At 68.8% G+C, this 24705-nt stretch carries 26 protein-coding genes; 10 read left to right on the top strand and 16 right to left on the bottom strand.

The annotated features are described in order from the left end of the window. Positions 1-19 precede the first annotated feature (19 nt). From VGJ14_03255 to VGJ14_03210, 10 genes are all read right to left on the bottom strand, one after another. The gene (locus tag VGJ14_03255) at positions 20-499 is read right to left on the bottom strand and encodes a nuclear transport factor 2 family protein (GenBank protein HEY2831418.1); all 480 of its coding nucleotides are present in this window, start codon (positions 497-499) and stop codon (positions 20-22) included. A gap of 14 nt (positions 500-513) precedes the next feature. Then, positions 514-1758, bottom strand: coding sequence for a cytochrome P450 (locus tag VGJ14_03250; protein ID HEY2831417.1), 1245 nt, complete (start codon positions 1756-1758; stop codon positions 514-516). Between the two features lie 81 nt (positions 1759-1839). Continuing rightward, complete coding sequence (locus VGJ14_03245; protein HEY2831416.1) at positions 1840-3300, bottom strand: ABC transporter substrate-binding protein; 1461 nt, start codon at positions 3298-3300, stop codon at positions 1840-1842. Positions 3301-3403: 103 nt separating this feature from the next. Beyond that, positions 3404-4720, bottom strand: coding sequence for a hypothetical protein (locus VGJ14_03240; protein ID HEY2831415.1), 1317 nt, complete (start codon positions 4718-4720; stop codon positions 3404-3406). 47 nt (positions 4721-4767) lie between these two features. Further along, positions 4768-5469, bottom strand: a complete 702-nt coding sequence (locus VGJ14_03235; protein HEY2831414.1) for an ABC transporter ATP-binding protein — start codon at positions 5467-5469, stop codon at positions 4768-4770. After that, positions 5462-6271 carry an ATP-binding cassette domain-containing protein gene (locus VGJ14_03230; GenBank protein ID HEY2831413.1) on the bottom strand — a complete coding sequence of 270 codons (810 nt, stop codon included), beginning with the start codon at positions 6269-6271 and terminating at the stop codon, positions 5462-5464. The genes VGJ14_03235 and VGJ14_03230 overlap by 8 nt, the downstream gene beginning before the upstream one ends. After that, the gene (locus tag VGJ14_03225; GenBank protein HEY2831412.1) at positions 6268-8292 is read right to left on the bottom strand and encodes an ABC transporter permease; all 2025 of its coding nucleotides are present in this window, start codon (positions 8290-8292) and stop codon (positions 6268-6270) included. Before VGJ14_03225 ends, VGJ14_03230 begins: the two co-directional genes overlap by 4 nt. Next, complete coding sequence (locus VGJ14_03220; GenBank protein ID HEY2831411.1) at positions 8289-8735, bottom strand: hypothetical protein; 447 nt, start codon at positions 8733-8735, stop codon at positions 8289-8291. The genes VGJ14_03225 and VGJ14_03220 overlap by 4 nt, the downstream gene beginning before the upstream one ends. Then, entirely contained in the window at positions 8732-9055 is a 324-nt protein-coding gene (locus VGJ14_03215) for a hypothetical protein (protein HEY2831410.1), read from the bottom strand. The genes VGJ14_03220 and VGJ14_03215 overlap by 4 nt, the downstream gene beginning before the upstream one ends. An 84-nt stretch (positions 9056-9139) precedes the next feature. Continuing rightward, positions 9140-11743, bottom strand: a complete 2604-nt coding sequence (locus VGJ14_03210) for a LuxR C-terminal-related transcriptional regulator (protein HEY2831409.1) — start codon at positions 11741-11743, stop codon at positions 9140-9142. Between the two features lie 124 nt (positions 11744-11867). On the opposite strand from VGJ14_03210, the gene VGJ14_03205 reads away from it, so the two are divergent. Beyond that, positions 11868-12938 carry a hypothetical protein gene (locus VGJ14_03205; GenBank protein HEY2831408.1) on the top strand — a complete coding sequence of 357 codons (1071 nt, stop codon included), beginning with the start codon at positions 11868-11870 and terminating at the stop codon, positions 12936-12938. Continuing rightward, positions 12935-14551: a PEP-utilizing enzyme gene (locus VGJ14_03200; protein ID HEY2831407.1), complete on the top strand. Its 1617-nt coding sequence runs from the start codon at positions 12935-12937 to the stop codon at positions 14549-14551. Before VGJ14_03205 ends, VGJ14_03200 begins: the two co-directional genes overlap by 4 nt. Before the next feature lie 150 nt (positions 14552-14701). Here the strand turns inward: VGJ14_03200 and VGJ14_03195 are convergent, their stop codons facing one another. Beyond that, positions 14702-15013, bottom strand: coding sequence for a hypothetical protein (locus VGJ14_03195; protein ID HEY2831406.1), 312 nt, complete (start codon positions 15011-15013; stop codon positions 14702-14704). 414 nt (positions 15014-15427) lie between these two features. Between VGJ14_03195 and VGJ14_03190 the strand changes: the two genes are divergently transcribed. Next, on the top strand, positions 15428-15907 hold the full coding sequence (locus tag VGJ14_03190; protein ID HEY2831405.1) for a hypothetical protein: 480 nt from the start codon (positions 15428-15430) through the stop codon (positions 15905-15907). A gap of 97 nt (positions 15908-16004) precedes the next feature. On the opposite strand, the gene VGJ14_03185 is transcribed toward VGJ14_03190, so the two are convergent. Further along, positions 16005-16664, bottom strand: coding sequence for a hypothetical protein (locus VGJ14_03185; GenBank protein HEY2831404.1), 660 nt, complete (start codon positions 16662-16664; stop codon positions 16005-16007). 252 nt (positions 16665-16916) lie between these two features. Here VGJ14_03185 and VGJ14_03180 point away from each other — a divergent pair, with 252 nt between their 5' ends. Next, the gene (locus VGJ14_03180; protein ID HEY2831403.1) at positions 16917-17729 is read left to right on the top strand and encodes a rhomboid family intramembrane serine protease; all 813 of its coding nucleotides are present in this window, start codon (positions 16917-16919) and stop codon (positions 17727-17729) included. On the opposite strand, the gene VGJ14_03175 is transcribed toward VGJ14_03180, so the two are convergent. Further along, positions 17641-18051: a hypothetical protein gene (locus VGJ14_03175; protein HEY2831402.1), complete on the bottom strand. Its 411-nt coding sequence runs from the start codon at positions 18049-18051 to the stop codon at positions 17641-17643. The genes VGJ14_03180 and VGJ14_03175 overlap by 89 nt on opposite strands. A gap of 214 nt (positions 18052-18265) precedes the next feature. Between VGJ14_03175 and VGJ14_03170 the strand changes: the two genes are divergently transcribed. The 4 genes from VGJ14_03170 to VGJ14_03155 all read left to right on the top strand — a co-directional run bounded on the left by VGJ14_03170 (position 18266) and on the right by VGJ14_03155 (position 21810). Beyond that, entirely contained in the window at positions 18266-18898 is a 633-nt protein-coding gene (locus tag VGJ14_03170) for a DUF2249 domain-containing protein (GenBank protein ID HEY2831401.1), read from the top strand. A 73-nt stretch (positions 18899-18971) separates the two neighbouring features. Next, positions 18972-19346 carry a ferredoxin gene (gene fdxA, locus VGJ14_03165; GenBank protein HEY2831400.1) on the top strand — a complete coding sequence of 125 codons (375 nt, stop codon included), beginning with the start codon at positions 18972-18974 and terminating at the stop codon, positions 19344-19346. Between the two features lie 68 nt (positions 19347-19414). Continuing rightward, on the top strand, positions 19415-20818 hold the full coding sequence (locus VGJ14_03160; protein HEY2831399.1) for a cytochrome ubiquinol oxidase subunit I: 1404 nt from the start codon (positions 19415-19417) through the stop codon (positions 20816-20818). Further along, entirely contained in the window at positions 20815-21810 is a 996-nt protein-coding gene (locus VGJ14_03155) for a cytochrome d ubiquinol oxidase subunit II (GenBank protein ID HEY2831398.1), read from the top strand. The genes VGJ14_03160 and VGJ14_03155 overlap by 4 nt, the downstream gene beginning before the upstream one ends. A 10-nt stretch (positions 21811-21820) precedes the next feature. Here the strand turns inward: VGJ14_03155 and VGJ14_03150 are convergent, their stop codons facing one another. Beyond that, positions 21821-22126, bottom strand: a complete 306-nt coding sequence (locus tag VGJ14_03150; GenBank protein ID HEY2831397.1) for a hypothetical protein — start codon at positions 22124-22126, stop codon at positions 21821-21823. A 175-nt stretch (positions 22127-22301) separates the two neighbouring features. On the opposite strand from VGJ14_03150, the gene VGJ14_03145 reads away from it, so the two are divergent. Next, positions 22302-22691: a nitroreductase/quinone reductase family protein gene (locus tag VGJ14_03145; GenBank protein HEY2831396.1), complete on the top strand. Its 390-nt coding sequence runs from the start codon at positions 22302-22304 to the stop codon at positions 22689-22691. Positions 22692-22701: 10 nt separating this feature from the next. Here the strand turns inward: VGJ14_03145 and VGJ14_03140 are convergent, their stop codons facing one another. Together VGJ14_03140 and VGJ14_03135 are read right to left on the bottom strand one after the other, a co-directional pair. Further along, positions 22702-22920: a PLDc N-terminal domain-containing protein gene (locus VGJ14_03140; GenBank protein ID HEY2831395.1), complete on the bottom strand. Its 219-nt coding sequence runs from the start codon at positions 22918-22920 to the stop codon at positions 22702-22704. Positions 22921-22955: 35 nt separating this feature from the next. Beyond that, positions 22956-23516, bottom strand: a complete 561-nt coding sequence (locus VGJ14_03135) for a hemerythrin domain-containing protein (protein ID HEY2831394.1) — start codon at positions 23514-23516, stop codon at positions 22956-22958. A 170-nt stretch (positions 23517-23686) separates the two neighbouring features. Here VGJ14_03135 and VGJ14_03130 point away from each other — a divergent pair, with 170 nt between their 5' ends. Further along, positions 23687-24694, top strand: a complete 1008-nt coding sequence (locus VGJ14_03130; GenBank protein ID HEY2831393.1) for a polysaccharide deacetylase family protein — start codon at positions 23687-23689, stop codon at positions 24692-24694. Positions 24695-24705 lie beyond the last annotated feature (11 nt).

Raw genomic sequence — 24705 nt, 5'->3', positions numbered from 1 at the left:
ATGGAACGGCAGCGCCGGCTCAGGCGTGGCTGGGCGTGAGCGAGTAAGACGGGTCGGACCGGTCGGTGGCACCGTTCTCGAACAGATCGGCAGGGAACCCCGAGTTCGGCGAGGACCATTCGACGAGACAGAGGCGGTCGGCGATGAGCCACCGACCGTCGTGGCGCGCCCAGGTGTCCAGGTACCGGCCGAAGACCGCAGCGATCTCGCCGTCGGTACCAACACAGCGCATGTGGTAGTAGGTCTCCGAGGTTGCCCGGTCGTCTTGGGCGCTGAGCACGTGCAGGTTGGACACCGCGTGTTGCATGAACCCCATGGCGGCGGTGGCCTCGGTGACCCAGGTGACGAAGCCGGCCGCGGAACCGCGGTAGACGCCGTGGTTGTCGGTGGCGTCCGGGGTGAAGCACGACGCCAGGATCTCCGGGTCGCGCCGGTCCACTCCCCGGCAGAACGCGGTCACGACCTGGTGCAGGTCGGCAAGAATCTGATGGTCAGTCATGACATTTTCCATTCTCAAGAGGGGAGGTCACCGTCACCGATCGATTCGCCGGGCGGGAAGCTCACCGGCATCAACGACCATCCGGAAGTCCCGCCCTGAGACGGGTAGAGGTGTGCCTTGTCGCGGTCGATGCGGTAGTCCGGCAGCCGCTCCAACACCTTCGACAACATGACGTCGATCTCGAGCCGGGCCAGGTTGGCGCCGGCGCAGCGGTGCACGGACAGACCAAAGGCGGCGTGTTTGTTCGACGTTCGGTCCAGGACGAGTTCATCGGCGCTTTCGAACACCTTCGGGTCGTGGTTGGCGCCGAGCCAACAGAGCAGGACGCGGTCACCGCGCTTCAGTTGCTGGCCGCCGAACTCCACCGGGCAGGTAACGGTGCGCGCGTGGGCGGTGTTCGGCGTGTAGTAGCGAAGAAACTCGTCTATGGCGGTCTCCCGGAACTCGGGGTCGCTGAGGAATTGCCGATGCAGCTCCGGACGGCCCTCCAGGTAGCTGAAAGCCTGACCCATCAGTGCTGTGGTGGTGTCGACCCCGCCGGCGATGATGAGGGTGACCATCTCGTGGATCGTTTTGTCCGACAGCTGCTGTCCGTCGATTTCCTGGCGGGTGAGGAAAGTGATGACGTCGTCGGCCGGTTCGATACGCTTCTGGGTGATGGTCTGCGTGATCAGGTCGTTCTGCCATGCCAGGTCCGCGATTGCCTCTCCGAACTCCGGCGAGGTCGGGTGGTACCCGACGATGTTGTGCTGAATCTTCGCCACCCGGGGCCAGTGCTGTGTGGGCATGCCCAGCCAGGACAACGTGAGAATCGTCGGCACCGGGCCGGAGACGTCGTTCACCAGGTCACCGCGGCCGGTCCGGATGAATCGATCGATGCAGTAGTCGGTAATCGCCTCGAGCTTCGGACGCAGGTCCCGTTCAATCGCCGTCTTGGACAGCACCGACATGAGCATGCGGCGGTACGGGGTGTGCAGGGGTGGGTCGAGTTCGATGGGCGTGAGCGGCTCGGTTTCCCACTCCAGCGGGATGATCATCGACAGAGCGTTCTTGCCGTGTACCTCTCGCGAGGTCGAGAAAGTGGTGTGGTCGCGGGACGCCGCCGCCACCAGTTCGTAGTCCAGCGCCATCCAGAACCCGCCATAGGCGGTGCTGTACACCAGCGGCGCCTTGTCCCTCAGGACGTTCAACGTACCGGCGGGATCGGCGGCGAACTCCGGACCGTTGTGGTCGCAATGCACCTCGACGTAATCGGCCACGCCAATGCACCCCTTTCTGCTCGTGAGACCGCCGGAAGCGGTCGTGGGCGGTGATTCGTGGACGCGAACCGCGTGGGCGGCTCAGCAGTTCTGCTCGGCGCCTTGGGGGGCGGAGAAGTGACCGCCGGTCACGCCCCAGACGAAGATGCACGGCTTCGCAGCGGGCGGCTGCCCCTTCGCGAAGGTCAGCGGCACCGTCAGACCGCCCAGGGTCTCGTTCTTGATCTGCCACAGACCTTGGAACAGGTCGCCGGGCGCGGGGTTGTCGGAGAGGTTCTTGGCTGCCAGCAGGAGCAACTCACCGGCCGCGTAGGCCAGCAGACCGAAGCCGCTGTCTCCCACGTTCGATCCATACGTCCGCATGACCTCGCGGTACTTGTCCAAGCCGGGCACACCCCGGGCCGCCGGTGAGACCGTTCCGCCGGGGATAAGGGCACTCTCCAGACCGGGCGTGCGGGGCATGTCCTTGGTCGCGTCGATGCTGAGCAGCATGATCTTGGGTTGGTAGCCCTGGGTTGCACAGTCCTTGGCCACCCGGGCGGCGCCGGCGGTATCCATCACCAAAGACACGGCCTGCACACCCTCCTGCTTCAGCCGCAGGCATTGACTGGTGTAACTCGGCGCGACCAGCGAGACCTGGGTGCTCTCCAGGAGGTACCTGCCGACATCGGACTTCTGCGCCTCGTTCGCCAGGTAGGTGCAGACCGCGCTCACCTCGAGGCAGTACAGCATGCCCAACTTGTGGATGCCCGCGTTGATCATCATCCGCAGGCCCTGGATGACCTGGACCGAGACCCCGGGCGATACCGGGAAAGCGACGGTCGACTTGGTCCAGCCGCCGTCGACGGCATCGCCACCGATGAGCGGAATGTTCTTCGCGCGGGCGTACTCCTCGACCTGCGAGAAACCGAACACGGTGACATTGGCCACCATGGCCACGATGTGGTCGGTCTCCACCAACCGTTTGGCCAGCGTCAGCGATGTCGCGGCGTCGCCCTGGTCGTCGGCGACGATCAACTTGATCGGGTGGCCCCCCAGTCCACCGTGAGCGTTGGTGTAGCCGACCCAGGCGCCCAGGGACTTCGGCGAGCCCTCGGTGACCGCGCCGATGACCCCGGAGAACGAACCGAGCGTGCCGATTCGGATCGGCAATTTGTTCACCACCGTGGGCGCATTGGCCCCCGGTATCGCCGCGGAGTCCTTCGGGACATCCGCGCCGGCCGAGGTTGCGGAAACGATCGAGTGCACCACGGGGTGGGCGGCGCGGGCGCCCGGCGCGACGGCCGCGGCCGGGGCTGTGCCGGCCCCCGAGTGCGTACCGGTCGGTGCACCCTGCGCGCCCGTCGGGACGGTGCTGCCAGCGAGCGACGCGCCCCCGTCCGGTGCCACGCTCGACGAGCTGTCGACGGAATCGGCGAGCTGGCTCTGCCCGACGCCGGCCGGGGCTGCGGCAGCGCGCAGGCCGTCGATGATTTCCTGGTCCGACGCGCGAGTACCGCAGCCGGACATGACGAGTGCGCCGGCGACCACAACCGCGGCCACCCGACACGGTGTGCGATAGCGCTGAACGAGCAATGGCGATGACATTGGGCGCTTCCTCTTCTGTCTGCGCCTCGGCGCTGAGCGCCTCGGCCGGTGGATGCGGTCAGCGGCGGCGGACGGCGAGCCCGCGGATCGCCTGTCCCACCAGGAATGTGACGGCGGCGGTAGCGGCCAGGATCAGGTACGCATCCTCGAACGAGGTCGCGTCCCGCGGAGCGAATAGCGCCACCGGCGCCGAGGCCGGACGGAACAGCCGCCGTGCTGCAACGGCATCAACCGGAACACCACTGCCCGACGCGGTCCCCATCGCCGTCGTTGCCGGCACAGCCAGGGGCGCGGCGGCCATCTGGACAGTCGCATCGCCGTCACCGGCCGGTGTTGGAGCTCCGGGTTCGACGGTGGTGCTCGCGCCGACGCTGGGCCCGGGTGCCGGTTCGGAACTGAGGTCGACTGCGGTGAGACCGACGGTCACCTGCCCGATGTTCACCGTCTGGGTAGTCGTCCCGCGCTCGGAGGTGTTGGTGAGGAACACCCGCAACGCTGCCGAGGTCAACGCCGCGACCTCCTTTTTGGAATCCGCCGGACCGATACCCACGCTGCCGTCGGTGTAGGTGTAGTGCGCGGGCACGTAGGTCACGGTGATCCCGGCCTGTCTGAGCGCGTCGTTGATGGCGGCCAGGCTGTCGGGCGACACGGGGGTCGGCGCGGCACCGAGCAGCCCGATGCCCCCGCGGGTGACGCCGGTGGTGACGCCCGCGAACGACACCGTGCCCAGATCGGTCGTCGCCACCGCGACCGTGCGTCCGTCGCCGTCCTTGGCCAGCCGGACGAAAGAGGAGACGTTGGCCAGGTCGAGGATGCCCGCCAAGGTGAGAGCGTGGACGCCTGCGGCGCCCTCGGACCGCACGCCCGATTCGGTTCGCAGGCTCTTGGCGTAGGCGAAGGCGTTGTTTTCCGGGGAGAAGCCACCCTGGGCCCCGACACTCACCTCGCCGAGCGCGCGGCTGGGCAGCGCGCTCGCGCGTAGGTCGTAACCACCCGCGCTCTGCCACGCCGAGGGAGCGATTGGATCCCTGGCGATGACGTAGCCGGGGAAGGCGGGTACCACCGGAATGCCGAACCCTGCGGAACTGCGCAGGGTCCCGTTGCCCGTGCTCGGCAATGTGGATACCAGCGGTGCGTACGGAGCGCCTGCGTCGGCGGTGCTGCCCCCGTTGGAGTCCAGCGCAGAGCTCGCGCCGTACGAGCCCACCGAGAATGGCAGCCCGAACGGGATCCCCGGGTCGGTCAGTGTCGACTGCAGTGCGACGGCCTGGGCAGACATGTTGAAGATCTGTGGCCCGGCGGCGGCGTACGCCCGGCTGATCGGGATGAGCGCACTCGCTCCCACGGCCAGGGTCGCGGCCGCACCGAACGCCATGCCGCGACGGGCAGTTCGCGCGCGGCCGCGACGAGAGTGACGTGACGTCATGATGCGAGGCCTCCCAGGTAGGAATGCGCTACGGTTTCTTCGCTGATCTCGGACGGCTCGCCCACGTAGGTCAGCCGGCCCCGATCCAGGATGTAGACGTAGTCGGCGAGGTCGAGGGCTCGAGACACGTACTGCTCCACCACGAGCAGGGACAGGCCAGTACCGGCGAGTGCGCGCAGATGCACGAAAATCTCGTCCACCACGCGCGGCGCAAGACCCATCGAGACCTCATCAAGCAGGATCATTCGCGGATTGCAGAGGTAGGTCCGGGCCAACGCGAGCATCTGCTGTTCGCCGCCGGACATCGATCCGGCGCGCTGCTCGAGTCGTTCACCCAAACGAGGAAAGGCGCGGGTGGCTCGCGCGATCGCGGAACGCCGATCCATCCCCGGAGAGGCCGCCAACCGGATGTTGTCGGCGACGCTGAGGGAGGGAAACACCCCGCGGCCCTCGGGCACGTGGCACACGCCGCGCCGGGCAAGCCGTTCCGGCGACTGGTTAGTGACGTCCTTGCCGTCGAGGGTCACCCGTCCGCGGGTCGGCCGCAATTGGCCGGAGGCGACGCGCAACAGCGTCGTCTTGCCCGCCCCGTTCGCTCCCAGCAGGGCCACCACCGAGGCAGCCGGGACCTTGAGGTTCACGTCGCGCAGCACGAGTCCGGTCTCATAGCCGGCGCTGACGTCCCGAAGCTCAAGCATTGACCCGCTCCTGAGTCGGATCGGTGGCACAGTCCTCGACATCCCCGCCGAGATACGCCGCACGAACGGCCTCCGCAGCCAGCGCCTCGGCCGTGGGACCGGACCAGATCAATCGACCGAAGTCCAGGACGTAGACCTGCGTGCAGACCCGGGCGACCAACGCCATGTCGTGCTCAACCAGCAACACGCCGATGCCGGTGTCCGCGACGTGTTGCGAGAGCACCGCGCCGAATTCCTCGGTCTCGTGGACGTCCAGGCCCGATGACGGTTCGTCCAGCAGGAGAAACCGGAACGGGCTGGCCATGGCACGGGCGAGCTCCACCAGTCGACGTTGTCCCGTCGAAAGATCACGCACCCGGCGGTCGGCAATGCCGTCCAGCCCGCACCGGCGCAGCGCCTGTGCGGCCCGCGCGCCGATTTCGCTTCGTTCGGCTGACGGCGCCCAGAACTGTCCCCACGGCCGACGCGCGGAGAACACACCCTCCGGGCCCATTGCGACGTTCTGTTGCACCGACATCGAATCGAACAGCTCCATCCGCTGGAAGGTCCGCCCGAGACCGGCTGCGGCCCGTGCCGCAGTGGAAAGTCGGTCGAGGTGTCGCTGACCCAGATAAACCTGGCCGGCGGTGTGTCGGACGACCCCGGTACACGCGTTGAAGGTGGTGGTCTTTCCGGCGCCATTGGGCCCGATGAGAGCGGTGATGGTGCCGGCCGCCGCATGCAGCGACAGACCTTGCACGGCGTTGAGGCCACCGAAGCGAACCGACAGCTCGGTGATGGTGAGATCCGGCATCAGCTTCATCGGACAATCCCCACCGCGCTCGCCTCGCTGCGGATCGCCGCCCGGGGCGGGCGGCCGTGCGGTATGCGCCGGCGTGCCGCGACCGGCGAGCGTCCCGATCGCTGCGCACCCCGCTCGCGCAGTTGCGGCAACCGGATTGCCGGGAACACGGCGACGCCAAGTGCCAGCAGGCCGAAGAAGGCACCGCGGTAGTGCGTGAGGAACTCGCCGTCGAAGGGTGGGTAGATCTTGGCCACGAAGAACAGGAACGCCCCAACGACCGGCCCCAGCACGGGTCGCCGGCCGCAGAAGGCCAACACCGCGACGAGAGCGAGTGAGTTGAAGTAGCTGAACGGGCCGGCCGGGTCGCCACCGGCCCCGTGCGATGCCCCGCCGATCAGGGCGCCGCCGATGGCAGCCAGGAACGCCGAGAAGCAGAACACCGACAGCCGGGTGACCTTGGTGCGCACGGCATGGGCCTCGAGGGCAGCCGGCGAATCGGCCAGCGCCGCCAGGATGCGTCCGAGCCGGCTGCGACGGACCAGCAGCACAAGGGCGGCACAGATTCCGGCGACGGTCAGGACGACGTAGTAGTAGCCGCTGTCCGAAGCTGTGTGCAGACCGAGCAGCGCCGGCCGTTGGATCGGCACATGGTTCTCGATCCCGAACATCGCCGGCGAGGTGTACATCAGGTTCTGCATCAACAGGCCGAAGCCGAAGGTGGAAACGGCCAGATAGACCCCGGACAGCCGGAAGGACGGGATCGCCACCAGAGCCCCCGCCGGGACGGCGGCCAGACCCGCGAGCATCAGGGCAAGAGCCCAGGGCAGCCCCAACTGCTGCAGGTGCCCGAACGTCGAGGCTCCGATAGCGGCGAAGGCCATCTGACACAACGACATCTGACCGGACGTCCACAGCAGCAGCGCCAGCGACAGCAGCACGAGCGCAAAGCCGAGCCCGCTCGCGTGCTGCGCGAGATCGGTGCCCGGCACGAACATCGGCAACGAGAGGAACAGCGCGAGTGTCCCCGCGGCGACCAACACGTTCAACCGTGCCGGGAGTGCACGGACAGGCGCCATCTTGCGCACGCGCCGGGAACCCCGCTCGGTCAGCCGGGCCCGCGGGACCAGCACGAGCGCGCCCACCAGGGCCACGAAAGGCACCTGGGTGTACAGGCCGCTCACCCACGCGCTGTGGAAGCGGGCGAGCTCATTACCCGTCACATTCGTGACGATGCCGATGGCAATCGCCGCGCCGAAGGTCACCGGCAAGCTGTCGAAGGCACCAAGGGCGGCGGCCCCGAACGCGGTGATGAACAGCAGCAGCATCAGGCCGACGTCGATGCCGAGGATCGGCGCGATCAACATGCCGGAGATCGACACGAAGCACGAACCGATGGCCCAGGCATACCGTCGGACCACGGCCGGACTGGTGCCCTGCGAGGCGAGCAGGTCGGGATCGTCGACCAAGGCCTGCATCGCCGCGCCGATCCGGCTTCGGCGGAAGAACACGGTGAGCCCGATGGTCGCCGCCAGGGCCAGTGCCACGACGATGCACTGACTGGCGAGGATCCGTGTCCCACCGATGGAAATCGCATTCTGCGGAAGGAACGGCGGGAACTGCAGGGCGGCCGTTCCGTAGTGCGCGGTGAGCACCGACTGCAGCAGCACGATGAGACCGATCATCGCCACCACCCGCATCACGGGTGGTGCCTCCTCCAACCAGAACGCGATGCGCTCGAGCAGCAGCGAGCCGAGCAGTCCGACGAGGATCAACGCGGCCAGGGCCGCGATGGGCCACGGCAGACCTGCCTCGATTCGCAAGGAGTAGAACAGATAGGCCGACGCGGCGGCCTGTGCGCCGATCGCGAAGTTGAAGATCCCCGAGGTCTTGAAGGTGAGCACCAACCCCAGGGCGGCGAATGAATACACCGCTCCGTCGGCGATCCCGGTGAGCACGAAGGGCCACATGCCCCGCGCGTTGGCCAGCGGCACCCCGACGACCGTCAGCAGGGCGGCGAGCAGTGCCCAGCGCCCCTTCACGGGGCGCACATCCCGCACGGGGCTCGGTTCGCCTCGAGCTGCTCGGATCGCGGGGAGGGCACCCAGGGGCGCCCGTTCGCCATCGGGCAATGCGCACGGTGGAAGTAGCGCTCGCTGCCGACGTACCGGTCCTCATCAGCGCCCGGTTCCGCGCAGCGCACCGCGGCTGCCCGGCCGGCGCGCTCGCGCACCCCTTCGGGAACGGCGGCCAGCAGTAAGCCGTACCGATTCCGGATGTGGCGTCGACCGGACAGGAACCACGTCGCTTGTCCGACGCCGATGACGAGCACCCCGGCCGCCGCCAGGTTCAACGGGCCCCGCTGCCCCTGCATGGAGGCACGCTCGGCGACCCGGTACCACCCGACGATCCAGATTGCCGTCCCGACGGCCATCACCGCGGCGGATGCGAGGACGTCGCGACGCGTCCACGGGGACGCGCTCACGATGCTCCCCCGGTCGCCGGCAGCGATTCACCGGTACCGCGGGTGCCGAGGCCGGCTTCCCGGATGGCGGCCTCGATCGAGTCCAGTTTGCGCCACTCGTCGCGCAGATCCGCCGACAACCACAGCATCGCGCCGGTGCCCAGCAGGAACAGTCCGCCGAGTCCGTTGCTGGCGATGTAGGGCATCTGCTTGACCGTGAACACGGTGGCGCTCACCCCCAGCCACCCGACGAACAACGTGACGGCACCGGCCAGCACGCACGCCCAGGCCGCGACGCGGTCCCACTGCAGACGGAGCCAGCCGACGATGTCTGTCCTCACCGGGCACCTCCTGCACGTGGATCTGCACGTCGATCTCGGGCAATTGACCGATACATCGACGCCGGAGGCGTGAGCAGTAGTTGCTCAGATTCGCGAATGGAGTTTCTGAGTAGGCCGTCGGGGGGCGGTCCCGCCCAACGCATCGGACAACTCGGCTCGGCTGTGTACGCCGAGCTTGTCGTAGGCGTGCTGGAGGTGGTTCTGCACGGTCCGGCTGGACAGGCCGAGCTGCTCGGCGATGGTCGTGCTGGTGGCACCGCCGGCCGCGAGCAGGGCGATCTCGTACTCGGACCGGGTGAGCGAGGCGTGGATGTCGAGGCGACGTAAGGCCGGGGTCGCGGCCCCCGAGCAGCGCGCCAGTCGTTCCTCCGCGTGCCGGCGAGCGGCGTTGCTGTCCCGGCGGCGTCCCGCGCGCAGCAACGCTTCCGCGTGATCGGCGGACGCCTCGGCCGCGAGAAGATCGGCGCCCAGCGTCTCGAACAGGCGGGCGCACCGGTTCAGTTCGTCGGGGTCGCCGCTGCTGATGGCTTTGGCGTGGGCGACCCGAGCGCCCGCCAGTTCACCTTGCACGGCGGCGCTGATCTCCACGAGTTCATCAAGGACGTCGTCGGGGTGACCGAGGCGAGCGATCGCGTGCAGCGCTGCGGTGGCGGCGGTGAGGTCGCCGATCTCGATACCGAGCGCAGCGGCGGACCGAAATGCCTCTACGGCCCCGGGCAGGTCGCCGCCGGCCGCCAGCGTCCAACCGCGGGCGATGTCGCGGTCCGCCGCGGTGTACAAGAACGCGGGCGCCTCGAACTCGTCAAGTTCGTGCAGCAGGGCCTCGGCCTCCGTCCCACGGCCTGCCAACGCGAGCGCAAGCGCCAACGCCACTTGGGCCTCGCGCGCGTACTGGACATGGCCGAGCTCGCGGAAGCGGCTGACCGCCTCCCGGCCGTGCTGGATGGCCTCCCGGATGTGGCCGCGATCGCCGACCACTCGAGCAAGGTGCCAGGAGAAAAACGCCTGTCGTTCGGGCGAGGATTCGGCGACGCCCCGGGCGTGCTGCTCGCGGGCTTCGGTCTCGGCGTCGAGAAGGCGCCCGGCTTGCGCCAGCGCCATGCACCGGGTGAGCACGTGGAACCAGGGGTAGCGATCGGTGGGTTCGTCGAGGTCTCGATGCGCGGCAAGTCCGAGTTCGCTGGCCCGCAGCGCCTTATCGATCGCCCCGGTCCGCACGAAGCTGAACGCAGCGCTACCGCAGGCGCGCACCAGGACCAGTCCGCCGGCGTTGCGCAGCAGCGGTTCGGCCGCGTCCGCGGCGGCCCGCGGCCCGCGGCCGGCCAGCAGCAGGGTGAGCTTCGCGGCGCGGACGTGGTCGCGCCACCGCGGGTCGGTGATGGTGCGTTCGGCGTCTTCGGCGATCCGCAAACCCGACTCAATCTCCCCGTGGAAGATCGCGCCGTTGTCGAGCCGGCCGACCGCCACCTGGCCACGTTCGGCGTCGGTCGTGGCCCGGTGGGCAAGTTCGGCCAGTTGCCGTTCCGCGTCGGCGTTGCGGCCCTGCAGCCCGGCCAGTTGCGCCGCGAGCAGCTCGGCCTCAAAACCGCCGCCGACCAGGATGGCCGCGGCCACGAGTCGCTCGGCGAGGGCGAAGTCGTAACGCCATCGTGCGGTACGAGCCGCGGTGAGCAGCTCGGCCGGGGTGCCGGCATGAGCGTCCAGACTCCACTCGGCCAGCTGGAGCTGATCGTCCTGCGCGGCGGTCGTGGCGGTGACGGCGTCGATCAGCTGCCGCGAGATCGTCCTCGACCGGGCCGGGGACAACCCGGCGCGCAGCACGTCCTGGTGGACCCGGTGCCGGAGGTGGTGCTCGACATGATCACCCGCACGAGTGCTGATCAGCTGACCGGTTCGTTCCAGGTTGTCAATCACCTCGGCGGCCACCAGCTGCTGCAGGCTCTCGTGGGTCAATGTGCCGGCGTAGGCCACGACCTCGAGCGCCCGCCGGTCGACGGCCGGCAGGTCGTGAAGCTCGCCGGCGACCAGTTCCGCCAGGCGGTCCGACGGCCGCAGTGCACCCACCAGACGCCACAACTCGTGGGAACGCCGCAGCGTGCCGTCCGCCCGCGCGCCCAGCACCAGTTCCCGCAGATAGAGCGCGTTGCCCTCGCTGTGTTCGGCGAACCTCGCGGCCGTGGCCCGCTCGACCTGACCGTCGAGCACTGTCGTGAGTAGTCGCGAGACGTCGTCCTCGCTCAGCGCGGCCAGCTCCAGGCGCAGCGCGACCTCGTTCTTCCACAGGGCCGTGACCGCAGTGGGCGTCGGCGCCTCGCTGCGCAGGGTGGCGAGCACCACGATGCCGCGTCGGACCGCCGCGTCATAGACCAATGCCGCCTCGGCCTCGCCGAGCAGGTTCGCGTCGTCGACGAGCAGGACCGTGGTGCCCTCGTTGGCGGTCAGACGGTCGAGCAGCGCCACGAGCATCGGGGCCCCGGTTGCATCCAACGCGGCCGTCGCGGCCGGTGACATGAGCAGTTCGGTGTGCCAACCCCGGGATCGGGCCTGGTCGAGGCAAGCCCGGGCGAACACGGTTTTGCCGACCCCGGGCGGCCCCGCCACCACGACGCTGGTGGGGCCGGCGGACCACACCCGTTGGACCCGGCCGAGGTCGCCGTCCCGGCCGAGCAGGGGCCACTTGGCAGCCATCGCGCCTCCTCCGGCCCGAGCAGCCTACTCAGGTCAATGCGCCGTCCACTTGAGTAAGTGGAACTCATGTGGGCGGCCGACGCCAGCCGGTGTGCTGGAGGCACCGAATCCCGCAGTGGAGGTAATGGTGCAGAGGAACGGACAGCTTCCGAGCGCCGGTGCGGCCGTCGGATACGCCCGCGTCGACCCGTTGATCGACACACCGATTCCGCCGATACCCGGTGAGTCGGAGAACTTGGTGTTCTTCGGTCATGACCCGAACACGGGCTTGTCCTTCTGGTCGCACATGGGCCGGCTCGCACCGGACGGCTCGATCTGGGAAGGCATCTTCGCGCTCTATCTTCCGGACGGTTCGGTGCTCAGCCACCGTTCCATCGGCCGGTCGGTCCTGACGCCCGCCACGGCCCAGATTCGTTACGAGCCGACCCAGCCGTCGCAGCGCTGGGCGATTCACCTCGACGGCGTCGCCCAGCGCATCGCCCTGGCCGACACCGGCGCGCGACCGGTGTCCCTGGTCCACGGACCGGGCACCTCCGCCGCGCCCAGGGACCCCTACGAGCCGTTGCGCGTCGACCTGGAGTTCAGTGGCACGAGTCCGGTGCACGACACCGACGTCTCCGGGCAGGACTGGGGCACGCTGCACATCCACCAACTCGGCCGGATCCGCGGGACCGTCAAGTTCGGTTCCCGCACCGTCGCGGTGGACTTCGCCGGAGGCCGCGACCACACCCGCGGACCGCGGGACTTCACCACGCTGGCCGGCGAGTGGTGGGCTACTTGCACCTTCCCCAGCGGCCGCAGCATCGACCTGCTGCAGACGTGGCACACCGATGGCGCGGTGTGGTTCAGCGGCGTGATCCGCGACGGCAACGGAACCTCGGAGGTCCGCCGGCTGGACCCGGTGCCTTTGTTCGACACGCTCGGACGCCCGGCTGAATTCGAGATCAAGCTGGAAACCGACTCGGCATCAGTCGGCATCACCACCACCGTGCTGAACGGACTTCCCTACACGTTGGTCCGGCCGACCGGGTTCCTGCCGGGTGTCGTCGACGTCGACGCATCCACCCTCATTGCGGTGGAGGGCGCCGCCCGGTACACCTGGGACGGCGAATCCGCCTACGGCTGGATCGAACGCTGCCGACCGCTGCGCGACCTGACGATGACCACGTCGACGCTCGCGAAGGAACTCCGATGACCGAACCCGATGCGCTTAGCAACCCGTCAGATCCTGCGACGTACTGGAGCCGCACGAATGTCGCCGAGGCGATGCCCGGAGTCCTGACTCCGCTCGGTTGGTCGGTGTGGGGTCCGGTGTGCGAGCACGCGTGCCGACGCGCCTTCGCCGCGACCGGCGCACTGCCACGCAATGAGATCGGACCGCCGGACCGGGCCGAGGACCGCGCGTACAGCATCTTTTACGGTCGGATCGCGCTCAATGTCGACTTCTTCTTCCGCATGGGCGAGAGCATGCCCGGCACCAGCGGCGAGGCAGTTGTCCGCAACTTGCTCGACTTCGTTCCCCCCAATCTGACCACCCAACGCTCGCGCCGCCGCTACCCCGTCGTCGCCGTGCAGATGCCCGCCACCTTCGTCGCCATCCCGCGACGCGCTCGCCGGATCAGGCGGCAGACCGAATCCTGGTACGCCAACGAGATCACCAGCGTTTCCGGCCTGGACCTGCCCGGCGCACAACGCGCATTCAGCCGGGCGCGGGACGTGCTGATGGCAAACACCGCGCCCCAGTCGATCGCGGTCATGTGTGGGTTCCAGCCCGTCTACGAACAGCTGCAGAAGTTGGCCACCACCACCTTCGGGAATGACGAGTCCGGCGCAACCGCACTGATGCGCGGGTACGGGTCACACGCCGAAGCCGCGATGATCGAGGACCTGTGGGCCTGCTCCCGCGACAGGATGCACCTGGACACGTTCCTGCAGCGACACGGCTACCACGGCCCCGAAGAGGGCTCCATCCAAGCCCACGTGTGGCGCGAGTCGCCCGACCCGGTCATCAAGCTCATCGAGTCCTACCGGGCGCTGCCCGAAGACCGTGAGCCAACCCAACTGCAACGTGGACAGGCCACCGAGCGCGCCGAACTCGAACGGCGGCTCATCGCCGGTCTGCCCCGCCACCGGCGACCCGGGGCCCGCGCCGTCCTGGCCCTCGCGCACACCTACCTGCCACTGCGGGGCGTCGGAAAGGTGTCCTACCTCCAACCTCTCGACATAGCCCGAGCCAGTGCCCGCCGCATCGGGCAACATCTGGTTCAGCGCAATCAGATCGACGAGATCGACGACGTCTTCTACCTGACCGCCGAGGAGATCACCTCAACCCCGCCCCAGGAGGCTCGGACGCTGGTCGATCAGCGGAAAGAACGGCGGCAGCACTACCTGGCGCTCGACATCCCCAACTACTGGCAGGGCAACCTCGATCCCGAGCCACTGCCGCAAGCTCTCACACCGAGCACCGCCGCGCGAGATGTACGACTCCAGGCCACCCCGGCGAGCCCCGGGGTCGTCGAAGGAATTGTGCGGGTCGTCACGGACCCCAGCGACGTGGACATCGATCTTGGGGACATCCTCGTCGCCCATTCCACGGACCCGAGCTGGGCGTCGCTGATGTATCTCGCATCTGCCCTCGTCGTCGACATCGGCGGCATCATCAGCCACGCCGCCGTTGTCGCCCGGGAGATCGGCATCCCCTGTGTGATGGGCACCGGCGACGGCACCCGCGCGTTGCGAACGGGCGACCGCTGCCGCGTCGACGGGTCGACCGGCACTGTCGAGTTGTTGGTACCCGCCCCGAACTGAGTACCACGTATTCGGCGAGGAGACGTACCAGTGGCTGTTATCCACCTGTCAGGTGCGCGCGACCTGGACCGGGCATTGGTCGGCGGGTGCGGAAGGGCCATGCCCGCTCAACTCCAACACCGGGCGCGGCAGCCGGACCCTGGCGGTGGTTCAGGACACGTGGGGGTGAAGTGGCAGCTTCACGTGGCCGATGAGGCCGGCCTCGCCCGAGATGTCGAACTGACCCGCCCGGGCGAGCAGGTCAGCCTCGGCACCCGTCGGCCAATCGAAGGTCACCCAACCCCCGGCGTCGGTGATCTCGACCTCGGTGATCCGCGTGCTCCCCAGGTCGTGCTCCTCACCGTCAGTCGTGGTCACGAACAAGTGAACGGTCGTGCCGGCCATCCCCTGGATCACGTCATCACCAAAGACGACCCAGTCGTCAAGCGCCAACGCGGCCCGCACGCCGTGCACAGTCTCCATTGCACTTCCTTCGCCATGTGGTCAGAACCCGGCGGAGACCAGCACCATCAAGGGCCCTACCGAATGCTGCAACGTGTCGCGCGGGAATCCGCAGCCTAATTGTCCGGTGACCTCCGACCCGGTGTCCACCGACGCGGTGCGTGGCGTCCTGCGTGAGGTAGTCCCGCGCCCCGCGCAAGCAGCTGGTCATGCCGGTTCGATCCCGGTCGCCCACTCCACGCAAAACCGCAGGTCAGAAGCCCCTTTCGAAGGGTTTCAAGATCGCCGGCTCGGCCCCGGGCGGAGTGCGGTGTGGCACAAGCCGGACGGGCGTGCCAAGTGAACCCACGCGTCCTCCTCCCGCCGCCCCGGTTGCGCCACCCGGTACGGGGAAGTGCGCAGCAGTGAGGGCCACCTTTTGAATGGAGCGCAATCATGAGCGTGAGCAGCGGCTTGGACGTCTACCTGAAGGATCACCTGGCGGGAGCCACCGGAGGCAGCGAACTCGCCGCGAAGCTCAGTGCCGACAATGCCGCAGGACCGCTGGGTGCCTTCCTCGCGGACCTCTCCCGGCAGGTCGAGCACGACAGGGAAACCCTGGAGGGCCTGATGGAGCGCCTGGGGGTGAAGCCGGACCCGCTCAAGCAGGCCGGAGCCTGGGTGGCCGAGAAGGCAAGTCGCATCAAGCTGACGGACACATTCCACGGAAACACCGACCTCAAGCGCCTGCTTCAGTTGGAGATGCTCTCCCTCGGGATCGTGGGCAAGAGTGAGCTGTGGCGAGCTCTGATCACCGCCCGGGAGGCCGGGCTGGAGATCGACCTCGACCTCGAGGCCCTCGCTCGCCGGGCTGACGAGCAACGCTCGAGTCTGGAGGAGTACCGGCTCGACGCCGCGCGGGCAGCACTGGTCTGACGTCGGGTCAGTTCCTGTTCACCCGGCGGAGATCCGGCGGGTCCGGCGAGCGCGCCCAGATCGCGGCCATCACCTCATCACCGAGCGACGGCCCAGATCAGGAACAGAAGATGGCCTTGTCCAGCGCCGGTGAGGCAGTAACCACCCCGGCCAAGCCGGACTCCAGGCCCAGCGCCGCGTTCTGCTCCCCGGACCGCAGTGCGGCCGCGGCCTTGTTATAGGCCGCGACGTCATTCATCTTCGCGGCAACAAAGGTCGCCCTGGCCGACCCCAGCGCGGAGGTGGCGTCCTGCATGGTCCGGGACAGAGCTGCCGCCGCCGCATCGCCACCGGCGACCCTGGGCACCCCCGCCGCCCTCAGCGCGGCCGCAAACGCATTGAAGTCCCGCACCAGCGCATCGACGTTGCCCAGCGCTACCGCCCTAGTCCGGCTCACCCCGCTCGCGCCGGTCGCACCCTTGGCCACCACCGCCGCATCGGCGGACATCCGGGCGCCGAACGTCGCCCGGGCCTGACAGAACGCCGCCCGGAAAGCACTCACATCGACCGTGCCCGTCCCCGACGGGGTGACCGCAGCAGCCGTCCCCGATCCACCGCCGCACCCACTCACCCCGGAACACCCGAGAACCGCGATCAACACCGCCGATCCGAGCTGCGGCAGGCGACCCCGCAGCCGACCACGACGGGCTACCGCCACCGGGCAACCCACCGCCCGGTTCCGCCATCCCACCACGTCGACGCCGTCGCGAACTCCCATGGTCCCTCCGGATCCGAGCGAAGCTCCTGACAGCCCGCTTCAGTCGCAGTCTTACTGCAGCTCCGGCACCGCGTCGGCGGCGCCCGGGCGATCAGCTTGTCGGCGGAGGTGTCGTCGCGACCCGGCCGGTCGGAGAAGGTCGCCATCACGATGGGTGGTCGCTGCGGCGGCGTTCAGCTGTGTGCTGTGGGCGTCCTGTGTTCTTGCCCGAACCCCCTGCGCAGGTCGACTTTCCCCGGCAGGGTGTGGGTGATGAAGCGGCGCATCCCCCTGGTCACGTTTGCCCTGATCGGGGTGAACGCGGCCGTGTACTTGCTCGGGCCGCGGGCGAACGCGCAGGGGGGCTCGGCCGAGTGTGCCCGGGCCGTCTTCGAGCAGCGCTACGGGGCTGTGCCCTGGGAGTTGACGCACAACCAGGCATCGTCCGTCGACCCGGTCGCCTCCGTGGCCGGGCGAATTGTCCACTGCCCGACGCCGGACTTCGACAAGAACCCCGCAGTGTCGGCGCTGACCTCGATGTTCGTGCACGCGAGCGCCGCCCACCTGATCGGCAACCTGATCGTGCTGCTGGCCGCCGGGTGCGCCGTGGAACGCCGGATGGGGTCGGCCCGCTTCGCCGCGCTGTATCTGATGTGCGGGTACACCGCGGCGTATGGCTTCGCCTTCAGCGCGCCGAACGACACCAGCCCGCTGATCGGCGCGTCCGGGGCCATCGCGGGCGTGGTCGCCGCGCACATCTGGCTACGGCCACGGGACCCCGTCATCCCTTTGCTCGCGATCCCGCTGCTCGTGCCGTTCCCGGGCCCGTCGTGGCTGGTCGGGCAGGCGGGCAGCAACGTCGCCTACCCCGCGCACGTCGTCGGCCTCGCCGTGGGGTTGACGTTGACCGCGCTGTGGGTGGGTAGACCGACGCCGCCGGGCATGCCCATGGGTCGACCGCCCTCGATGCCCGCCGGGGTTTCCTACCCGCTTCCGTTCACGGAGCGATACGGAAGGGCGGAGTCGGCGTGTAGCGCAACGCCCAGTCGCACACGTGGGCCACACCCGCCACGTAGGAGTGGCTGAGGACCTCGGCGGGGTCCGGATCGTCAACGTTCTCGGGCAGCACGCGGGTATTGCCGAGAAATTCTCGTGTCTGCCGCTTGAGCCGACGTACGTCGGCAGCGGTCGGGGCCGCGGTGGCGATGGTGCCCTCGATGTCCAGAGAGACGGTTGGCCAGACGCCGGGGTTGGTCGGCAACGGGTCACCGGCCAGGCCCACCAGCCACGCGAGGGTCGCGGCCTGCCCGGCGGTGTAGCGGTGCGATGTCGGTTCCAGGCCGGCCACCACCGGCGCATAGGCGTGGGCGGCGTCGAGTTGCCGCTGGATCTCCCCCGGCGGACGCAACGAACGTCCGGACGCGAAAGGTGCATACCGTCCGGCGCCTCGCTGACGGTGCATCACTTCTTCGCGTCGCAGACCGGTGTGGCGGTATTCATGACTCAACCCTGCACATCTTCGCCCGATGCCAAACGTTCCGGGCGGTTAGACCAGGCTGACCGTGACCCGCGCCAAGCTAGGGTTCAGCCAAATAATTTTCGTATCAATCGGGAGGGCGGCCATGTCAGCGGAGCATCCGAGCCCAGCCGGGGAACACGTCCTCGACGTGCGCGGGATGCGCAAGCCGGACAAGCACCCCACGATCTTCGCCACCTATTCGGCCCTGTCGGTCGGCGCGTCCTTCGTGTTGATCAACGACCACGACCCGCAACACCTGCGCGAGGAGTTCGAGGCCGACCACGCAAGCAGTTACCGGTGGGACTACCTCAACCGCGAGATGCGCGACTGGCGCATTCGAATCACCAAGCTGGCCAGCACTCCCCTGCCGCAGGTCCTCCTGAACACCCGGACGGTCACCGCCGCCGCCGCCACGGACGACGTGTCGGGAGCGGTGTGGAAGCTGCAGGCCCGCGAGCGGGACCTGGATTCGAACGTCATTGCGCTGCCGCCGGGTGGCGTGATCGAGGCGCACGCGGGACCCGATCTGGACGTTCTGATCTATGTGCTGGCCGGTGAGGGCGAGCTGGCCACAGAACTGGGCACGATCCCGCTCACGCCCGACGCTTTGCTCTGGATGCCGCGCCGCTCGCATCGCCGGTTCACCGCCGGCGAGGCGGGCCTGCGGTACCTGACGGTTCATCAGCGCAGGCAGGCACTCGTGTTGCAAACCAGCGCCGCCACCCCCACCCGGTGAGCGCGACCGTGGTGCAGCCGTTCGTGGAACCCAACCTGTGCGCGGCGGCCATCGTGAAAGGCGAGAGAAGGTCATGACCTACGTGATCACGGAACCCTGTCTGGACGTTCTCGACCGGGCATGCGTGGACCAGTGCCCCGTCGACTGCATCTACGAGGGCAGCCGCATGCTCTACATCCACCCCACGGAGTGCATCGACTGCCGCGCGTGTGAGCCGGTGTGCCCGGTGGAGGCCATCTACTACGAGGGCGACCTCCCCGACCAATGGTCCGGTTACGCCGCCGAGAACGAACGCTTCTTCACCGAGGTCCTACCCGGTCGCGATGCCCCGCTGGGCTCCCCCGGTGGCGCGGAGGACATCGGCGCCATCGGCGCCGACGTCCCCACGGTCGCTGCACTGCCCCCGGCGCCGCCGATCGAGCCGGTCGCGGACTGGGATGATGAGTAGGGGCGCAGTCACGGGGGCTGCTGGGTGCGAGGCCCACCACGGCCGGGGTCCAAGATGGTCCGATGGGGTTGAGCTTTCCAGCTGAGGCTTTCGCGGCGGCCACCGATCCGCCGCAATTGTTGCCCGCCCGGGAGCAAATGGCGTTCACGCTCGGCTTCCACATCATCCTGGTGCCGTTCGGGGTGGCGTTCACGTTCTTGATGTTGGTGGCCAACTACCGCGGGATCCGCCACAACGACCAGACGGCGCTGCTGTTGGCGCAGCGGTGGTCGAAGGTGGCCGCGGTGTTGTTCGCGGTGGGCGCGGTGTCCGGCACCGTGCTGTCCTTCGAGCTGGGGTTGTTGTGGCCGGGCCTGATGGGCAGGTTCGGCGCCGCGTACGGCATCCCGTTCGCGATCGAGGGCGTCTTCTTCTTCCTCGAGGCCATCTTCGTCGCCATCTACATCTACGGCTGGAAGCGGATGGGTCCGTGGGCACACTTCTGGTCCGGTGTCCCCGTCACCCTCGCGGGCTTGGGCGGCACCGCCTCGGTGGTCGCGGCCAACTCCTGGATGAACCAACCCGGTGGCATCACCATGCGCGACGGGCGGGTGACCGACGTCGAGGTGTGGTCGGTGCTGTTCAACCACGCGTTCTGGTATGAGGCCCTGCACATGTTCCTGGCCGCCTACATCGTTGCCGGGTTCGTGGTCGCGGGTGTCTACGCCGCGGGGATGCTCAAGGGCCGCCGCGATCGCTACCACCGCCTCGGTTTCCTCATCGGTTTCATCACCGCGGCGGTGGTGATGCCGGCTCAGATCTTCGTCGGGGACGTCGCTGCCCGGGAAGTGTTCCACCACGAGCCGGCCAAGTTCGCGGCCATCGAAGCGCTGCCGCACACCTCGACCCATGTGCCCGAGGTGCTCGGCGGCGCGCAGATCGACGGCAAGGTCCGCTACGGCGTGCAGCTCCCCGATGGCGCCTCGCTGCTGTCCGGCATGCGCACCGATACGCGGATCAGCGGCCTGGACGCGATCCCCGCCGACGTGCGCCCCGCGGCGCGACTGGTCAACGTCGTGCACTGGGCCTTCGACGTGATGGTCGGCACCGGGTTCGCGCTGCTCGCGCTGAGCCTGTGGTTCGCGCTGGTCTGGTGGCGGCGTCGCGACCTGCCGCGCAGCGCATGGTTCCTGCGCTGCTCGGCGATTGCCGGGGTGGTGGCGATCGTGTCGCTGGAGTGCGGCTGGGTCACCACCGAGGTCGGTCGACAACCGTGGACCGTCCACGGGTTGCTGCTCACCCGGGACGCGGTCACCACTTCGGGCAACGTGTGGGCCTTCTTCGCCGGGGCGCTGAGCATCTACACCGCTGTCGGCATCGGCGCGATCCTCGTGCTGCGGGGAATGCGCCGACGATGGGCGGACGACGACCGCGACATTCTCGACGTGCCCTACGGTCCCGACACGGTCACCACGGCAGGAGGTCGATCATGACCGACGCGGTGGCCGCTGCCCTGCTGGTGGGCGTGGTCGCCTACGCCGTGTTCGGCGGCGCCGATTTCGGCGCCGGGTTCTGGGACCTGACCGCCGGTGGCGCCGAGCGCGGCCGGCGACCACGCGCGCTCATCGACCACTCCCTGGGCCCGGTGTGGGAGGCCAACCACACCTGGCTGATCTATTGCCTGGTGGTGCTGTGGACCGCATTTCCCGATGCATTCGCCGCGATCATGACCACGCTGTACATCCCGCTGGGTCTGGCGGTTCTCGGCATCGTGCTGCGCGGCAGCGCATTCGCCTTCCGCAAGGTGGTTGTGCGCACCGAACATCAGCGGGTGAACGGCGCGATGTTCGCGCTGTCCTCAGTGATCACGCCGTTCTTCTTCGGCACCGTCATCGGCGGCATCGCCTCCGGCCGGGTGCCCACCGAGGGCCACGGGGACGCGCTGCGCAGCTGGATGAACCCGAGCTCGATCACCACCGGGGTGCTCGCGGTGGCCGTGTGCGCCTACCTCGCCGCGGTGTTCCTCACCGCCGACGCGCACCGCACCGCCGATGCCGAGCTGCTTGTGTGGTTCGGCCGACGGGCCACGCTGACCGCCGCCCTCACCGGTGTGGTCGCCGCGACTGACCTGCTCATCGCCCACCACGATGCGCCGCGATTGTTCGATCAGCTGACCAGCAAGGCCCTGCCGTTCACCGTCGCCTCCGCGGCCGCGGGCCTCGCGGCGCTGGCGTTGATGCGCGGGGGCAATCCGGTGCTGGTGCGGGTACTGGCCGGCGCTGCCGTTGCCGCGTTGGTGAGCGGCTGGGGCGTGGCGCAATATCCCTACCTGCTCGGCACCCATGCCCGCCTCGACGAGGTGGCAGCGCCGAGCGCGTCGATGGTCAGCTTGCTCGTGGTGACCGGGGTGGCCGCGGCGTTGATCGGCCCGTCCTTCGTGCTGCTGTACGTCCTGCAGCAACGCGACACCCTCGGGGACCACTAGCGCGGCGGAATCAGCTCGCCGGCGCGCACCGGTGCAGGAGCAGGACGTCGATCTCGTGGCCACCGGTAGCAGCGCACGCGGCGCGGTGGCTGCCCGCGGGGCCGAGATCGAAGCCGGCGGTGTCGGCGAGGAACAGGAAGGCGAGCACGAGCAGCCCGAGGACGATGCGCCGGATCCACAGCCCGGTCTCCGCCACGTCCTCCGCCGCTGCCGCCGCGGCGGCCCACTCGTCCTGCCGGTACCACTCATCGGGGCCCACGGAACGCTCGTCGGTGGAACGCGGCCGGGTACGCGGGGCAGGAATGGTCTGGTCCATGGGCGCTTCGACGTCGGCGTGAAGCCGAACGGTTCCCGACAAATCGAACTTTCTTACCGGATGAGCCGATGTCGCAATATGGGACGAAAGTTCCATCGGGGCCACCGCGCGTGATCCACCTTGATCGACGCGGCGACCGAGGGCCATGCTGAAGCCTCCCCACCGGAGGAGCACCATGGCCGTCAGCCGCCGCCAACGGGTCGTCAACAAGGTGCAGAAGTACGTCGCCAATCCGTTGATGCGCAACGTCCCGATCCAGACCCTGCTGGAGACCACCGGGCGCAGTTCAGGGGTGCCGCGCCGCACCCCGATCGGCGGCCGCAAGGTCGGTGCGGAGTTCTGGTTGGTGTCGGAGTTCGGCACCAACTCGCAGTACGTGAAGAACATCCAGGCCAACCCGATGGTGCGGGTACGGGTCCGCGGCCGCTGGCACACGGGGACCGCGCACCTGCTGCCCGACGACGATGCCCGCGCTCGGCTGCGCTCCCTGCCCCGGCTCAACAGCGCCGCGGTCAAGACGGTCGGCAGCGACCTGCTTTCCATCCGGGTCGACCTCGACGCGTGAGCAGGAAACCTCAGCGTCGACGGGCGGAGGTGAAGTAGGCCAGCGGTCCGCCGGTGTTCACCACGACAATCGCCGTCGCCCACAACACCTTCGGTCCCCGCACCCCGCTCGCCGGTCGACGCCGCAGGTCCACCAGCGCGACGATCTTGCAGGCTGCCTCCACGGCCGCCGCAGTGAGGATCGCCTTCTGCTGCGTCCCGCTGAGATCCCGCCACCGTCGCTTGTTCACCGCTGCACCCTCCGGATTGTGAAACCTGGCGCGTCCTAACCCTTGCCGCTGATCGCGTCGCGCGCACGATCGAGCATCATCGCGAACGGGCCCACCACCATGTTCCCGACCGCGGATTCGACCCCGGGGTGCGGGCGGGTCGGCGCGGTCTTCTCCGCGAACTCCACCGCCCGACGCGTCCGCTGCAGTTCAGCGTCGTCCAGCTCCCGGGCCAGCGCAGCGAACTCCTGCTGCTCCTCCGCCTCGGCATGCGCCAACACAGCGCCGCGCAGTTCGTCGAACAGTGCCCCGAACTCGGCAGTATCGACGCCCAGGTCCTCCAGGTCGCGCAAGACCTCCTTGGCCCGGCGCTCCTCCTCCAGTCGCTCGGCCACCACGGCCGGCCCCCGTTCGGCCAGCGCCTCACGGGCCAGCGGGTGGACGATCTCTTCCTCGGCCGTCTCGTGCACGGCCAGCAGCCGCCGTAACTGCAGGAACGCCTTCTCCCGATCCTCGCCCGCGGTGTCGGCGACCTGCTGGAACATCGCTTTGATCTGCTCGTGCTGTTCCTTCAGGAAGGCGACCACGTCCTGCGACGTGCCCATCGTCTGCGGCATCTATCCAGCTCCCTCAGCGCTCCGGTATGTGCGGAGTGACTACCCCGGCAACGGGACGTGCACGCGCACGACGGCCCGCGCCCGGTGCCGGGCGTGAGACGAGGGGAAAAAGATCGACCTTTTGCGCAAACGGAACATCCGGCCGATCCGTTCGGCCGCAGACTCCCGGTGTGGGTCCCTTGCGCTTCTGTGTTCCGGCGCTGGCGTGCGGATCGCTGCTCGCCGGGTGTGGGTCGGGCCCGCACGGGTTCGCGATGCACGAGGCCTCGGTCCCGGCGGGCGTGCAGGCCTCGGCGAGCCCCTCGGCGCGGGCGACGTCCAGCGTGGACACCACTGTGGCCGGGGCCAATGAGCTCGGCGAGATCCCGGTGGTCATGTACCACCAGATCATCGCCCGGCCCGGCCGCGACGACCGCACCCCGGAGCGGTTCCGGGCCCAGCTGCAGATGTTCTACGACCGCGGCTTCCGCCCGATCACCGCAACCGATCTCGTCGCAGGCCGGATCGACGTGCCGGTCGGGATGCACCCGGTGGTGCTCACCTTCGACGACTCCACCGTCAGTCAGGCGCGCATCGGCTCCGACGGCGAACCGCTCCCGGACACCGCCCTCGGAATGCTGCAGGCCTTCGGTCATGAGCACCCCGATTTCCACCCGACCGCGACGTTCTTCATCAACACCTACCCCCCACCGTTCGTCGACGAGCAGGTGATGCCCTGGCTCGTCGCGCACGGCTACGAGATCGCCGCGCACACCCGCAGCCACGCAGACCTGCACCACCTCGACGCGCAGGGCGTGCAGGAGGAGATCGGTGCGAACCTCGCCGAGATGCAGGCCGCGGTCCCCGGCTACACCGTGACCACGCTGGCCTACCCGTACGGCCTGCGCCCGGTCGATCATGCGCTGGCGCTGCGCGGTGTGTACAACGGCTCGAACTACTGCCTGACCGGGGCGTTCGGCGTGGACGTGATCGCCGCGCACCCGCCGTACTGGTCGACCTTCGACCCCGGCTGGATCCCTCGGGTCGGCACCGTCGACGCCGACAACCTCTTGGAGTCCCTGCGCCTGCACCCCGAACGGCTCTACGTCTCCGACGGGGACCCGAACACGATCTCGTTCCCGCCGGCCGAGCAGGCGCAGTTCAACCCGGACTGGCGCAGCACGGACCACCACTGCTGAGCCGGGGCCCG

The sequence above is a fragment of the Sporichthyaceae bacterium genome, assembly GCA_036493475.1.
Classification (GTDB): domain Bacteria; phylum Actinomycetota; class Actinomycetes; order Sporichthyales; family Sporichthyaceae; genus DASQPJ01.
Note: the sequence above shows the minus strand (reverse complement) of the source record. Positions and strands in the feature narration are given on the sequence as shown.

Coding starts and splice junctions, on each gene's coding strand:
- VGJ14_03255 (HEY2831418.1), bottom strand. CDS start 499: ATGACTGACCATCAGATTCTTGCCGACCTGCACCAGGTCGTGACCGCG.
- VGJ14_03240 (HEY2831415.1), bottom strand. CDS start 4,720: ATGGCGTTCGGTGCGGCCGCGACCCTGGCCGTGGGAGCGAGTGCGCTC.
- VGJ14_03235 (HEY2831414.1), bottom strand. CDS start 5,469: ATGCTTGAGCTTCGGGACGTCAGCGCCGGCTATGAGACCGGACTCGTG.
- VGJ14_03230 (HEY2831413.1), bottom strand. CDS start 6,271: ATGAAGCTGATGCCGGATCTCACCATCACCGAGCTGTCGGTTCGCTTC.
- VGJ14_03210 (HEY2831409.1), bottom strand. CDS start 11,743: ATGGCTGCCAAGTGGCCCCTGCTCGGCCGGGACGGCGACCTCGGCCGG.
- VGJ14_03205 (HEY2831408.1), top strand. CDS start 11,868: ATGGTGCAGAGGAACGGACAGCTTCCGAGCGCCGGTGCGGCCGTCGGA.
- VGJ14_03200 (HEY2831407.1), top strand. CDS start 12,935: ATGACCGAACCCGATGCGCTTAGCAACCCGTCAGATCCTGCGACGTAC.
- VGJ14_03195 (HEY2831406.1), bottom strand. CDS start 15,013: ATGGAGACTGTGCACGGCGTGCGGGCCGCGTTGGCGCTTGACGACTGG.
- VGJ14_03190 (HEY2831405.1), top strand. CDS start 15,428: ATGAGCGTGAGCAGCGGCTTGGACGTCTACCTGAAGGATCACCTGGCG.
- VGJ14_03185 (HEY2831404.1), bottom strand. CDS start 16,664: ATGGGAGTTCGCGACGGCGTCGACGTGGTGGGATGGCGGAACCGGGCG.
- VGJ14_03180 (HEY2831403.1), top strand. CDS start 16,917: ATGAAGCGGCGCATCCCCCTGGTCACGTTTGCCCTGATCGGGGTGAAC.
- VGJ14_03170 (HEY2831401.1), top strand. CDS start 18,266: ATGTCAGCGGAGCATCCGAGCCCAGCCGGGGAACACGTCCTCGACGTG.
- fdxA (HEY2831400.1), top strand. CDS start 18,972: ATGACCTACGTGATCACGGAACCCTGTCTGGACGTTCTCGACCGGGCA.
- VGJ14_03155 (HEY2831398.1), top strand. CDS start 20,815: ATGACCGACGCGGTGGCCGCTGCCCTGCTGGTGGGCGTGGTCGCCTAC.
- VGJ14_03150 (HEY2831397.1), bottom strand. CDS start 22,126: ATGGACCAGACCATTCCTGCCCCGCGTACCCGGCCGCGTTCCACCGAC.
- VGJ14_03145 (HEY2831396.1), top strand. CDS start 22,302: ATGGCCGTCAGCCGCCGCCAACGGGTCGTCAACAAGGTGCAGAAGTAC.
- VGJ14_03135 (HEY2831394.1), bottom strand. CDS start 23,516: ATGCCGCAGACGATGGGCACGTCGCAGGACGTGGTCGCCTTCCTGAAG.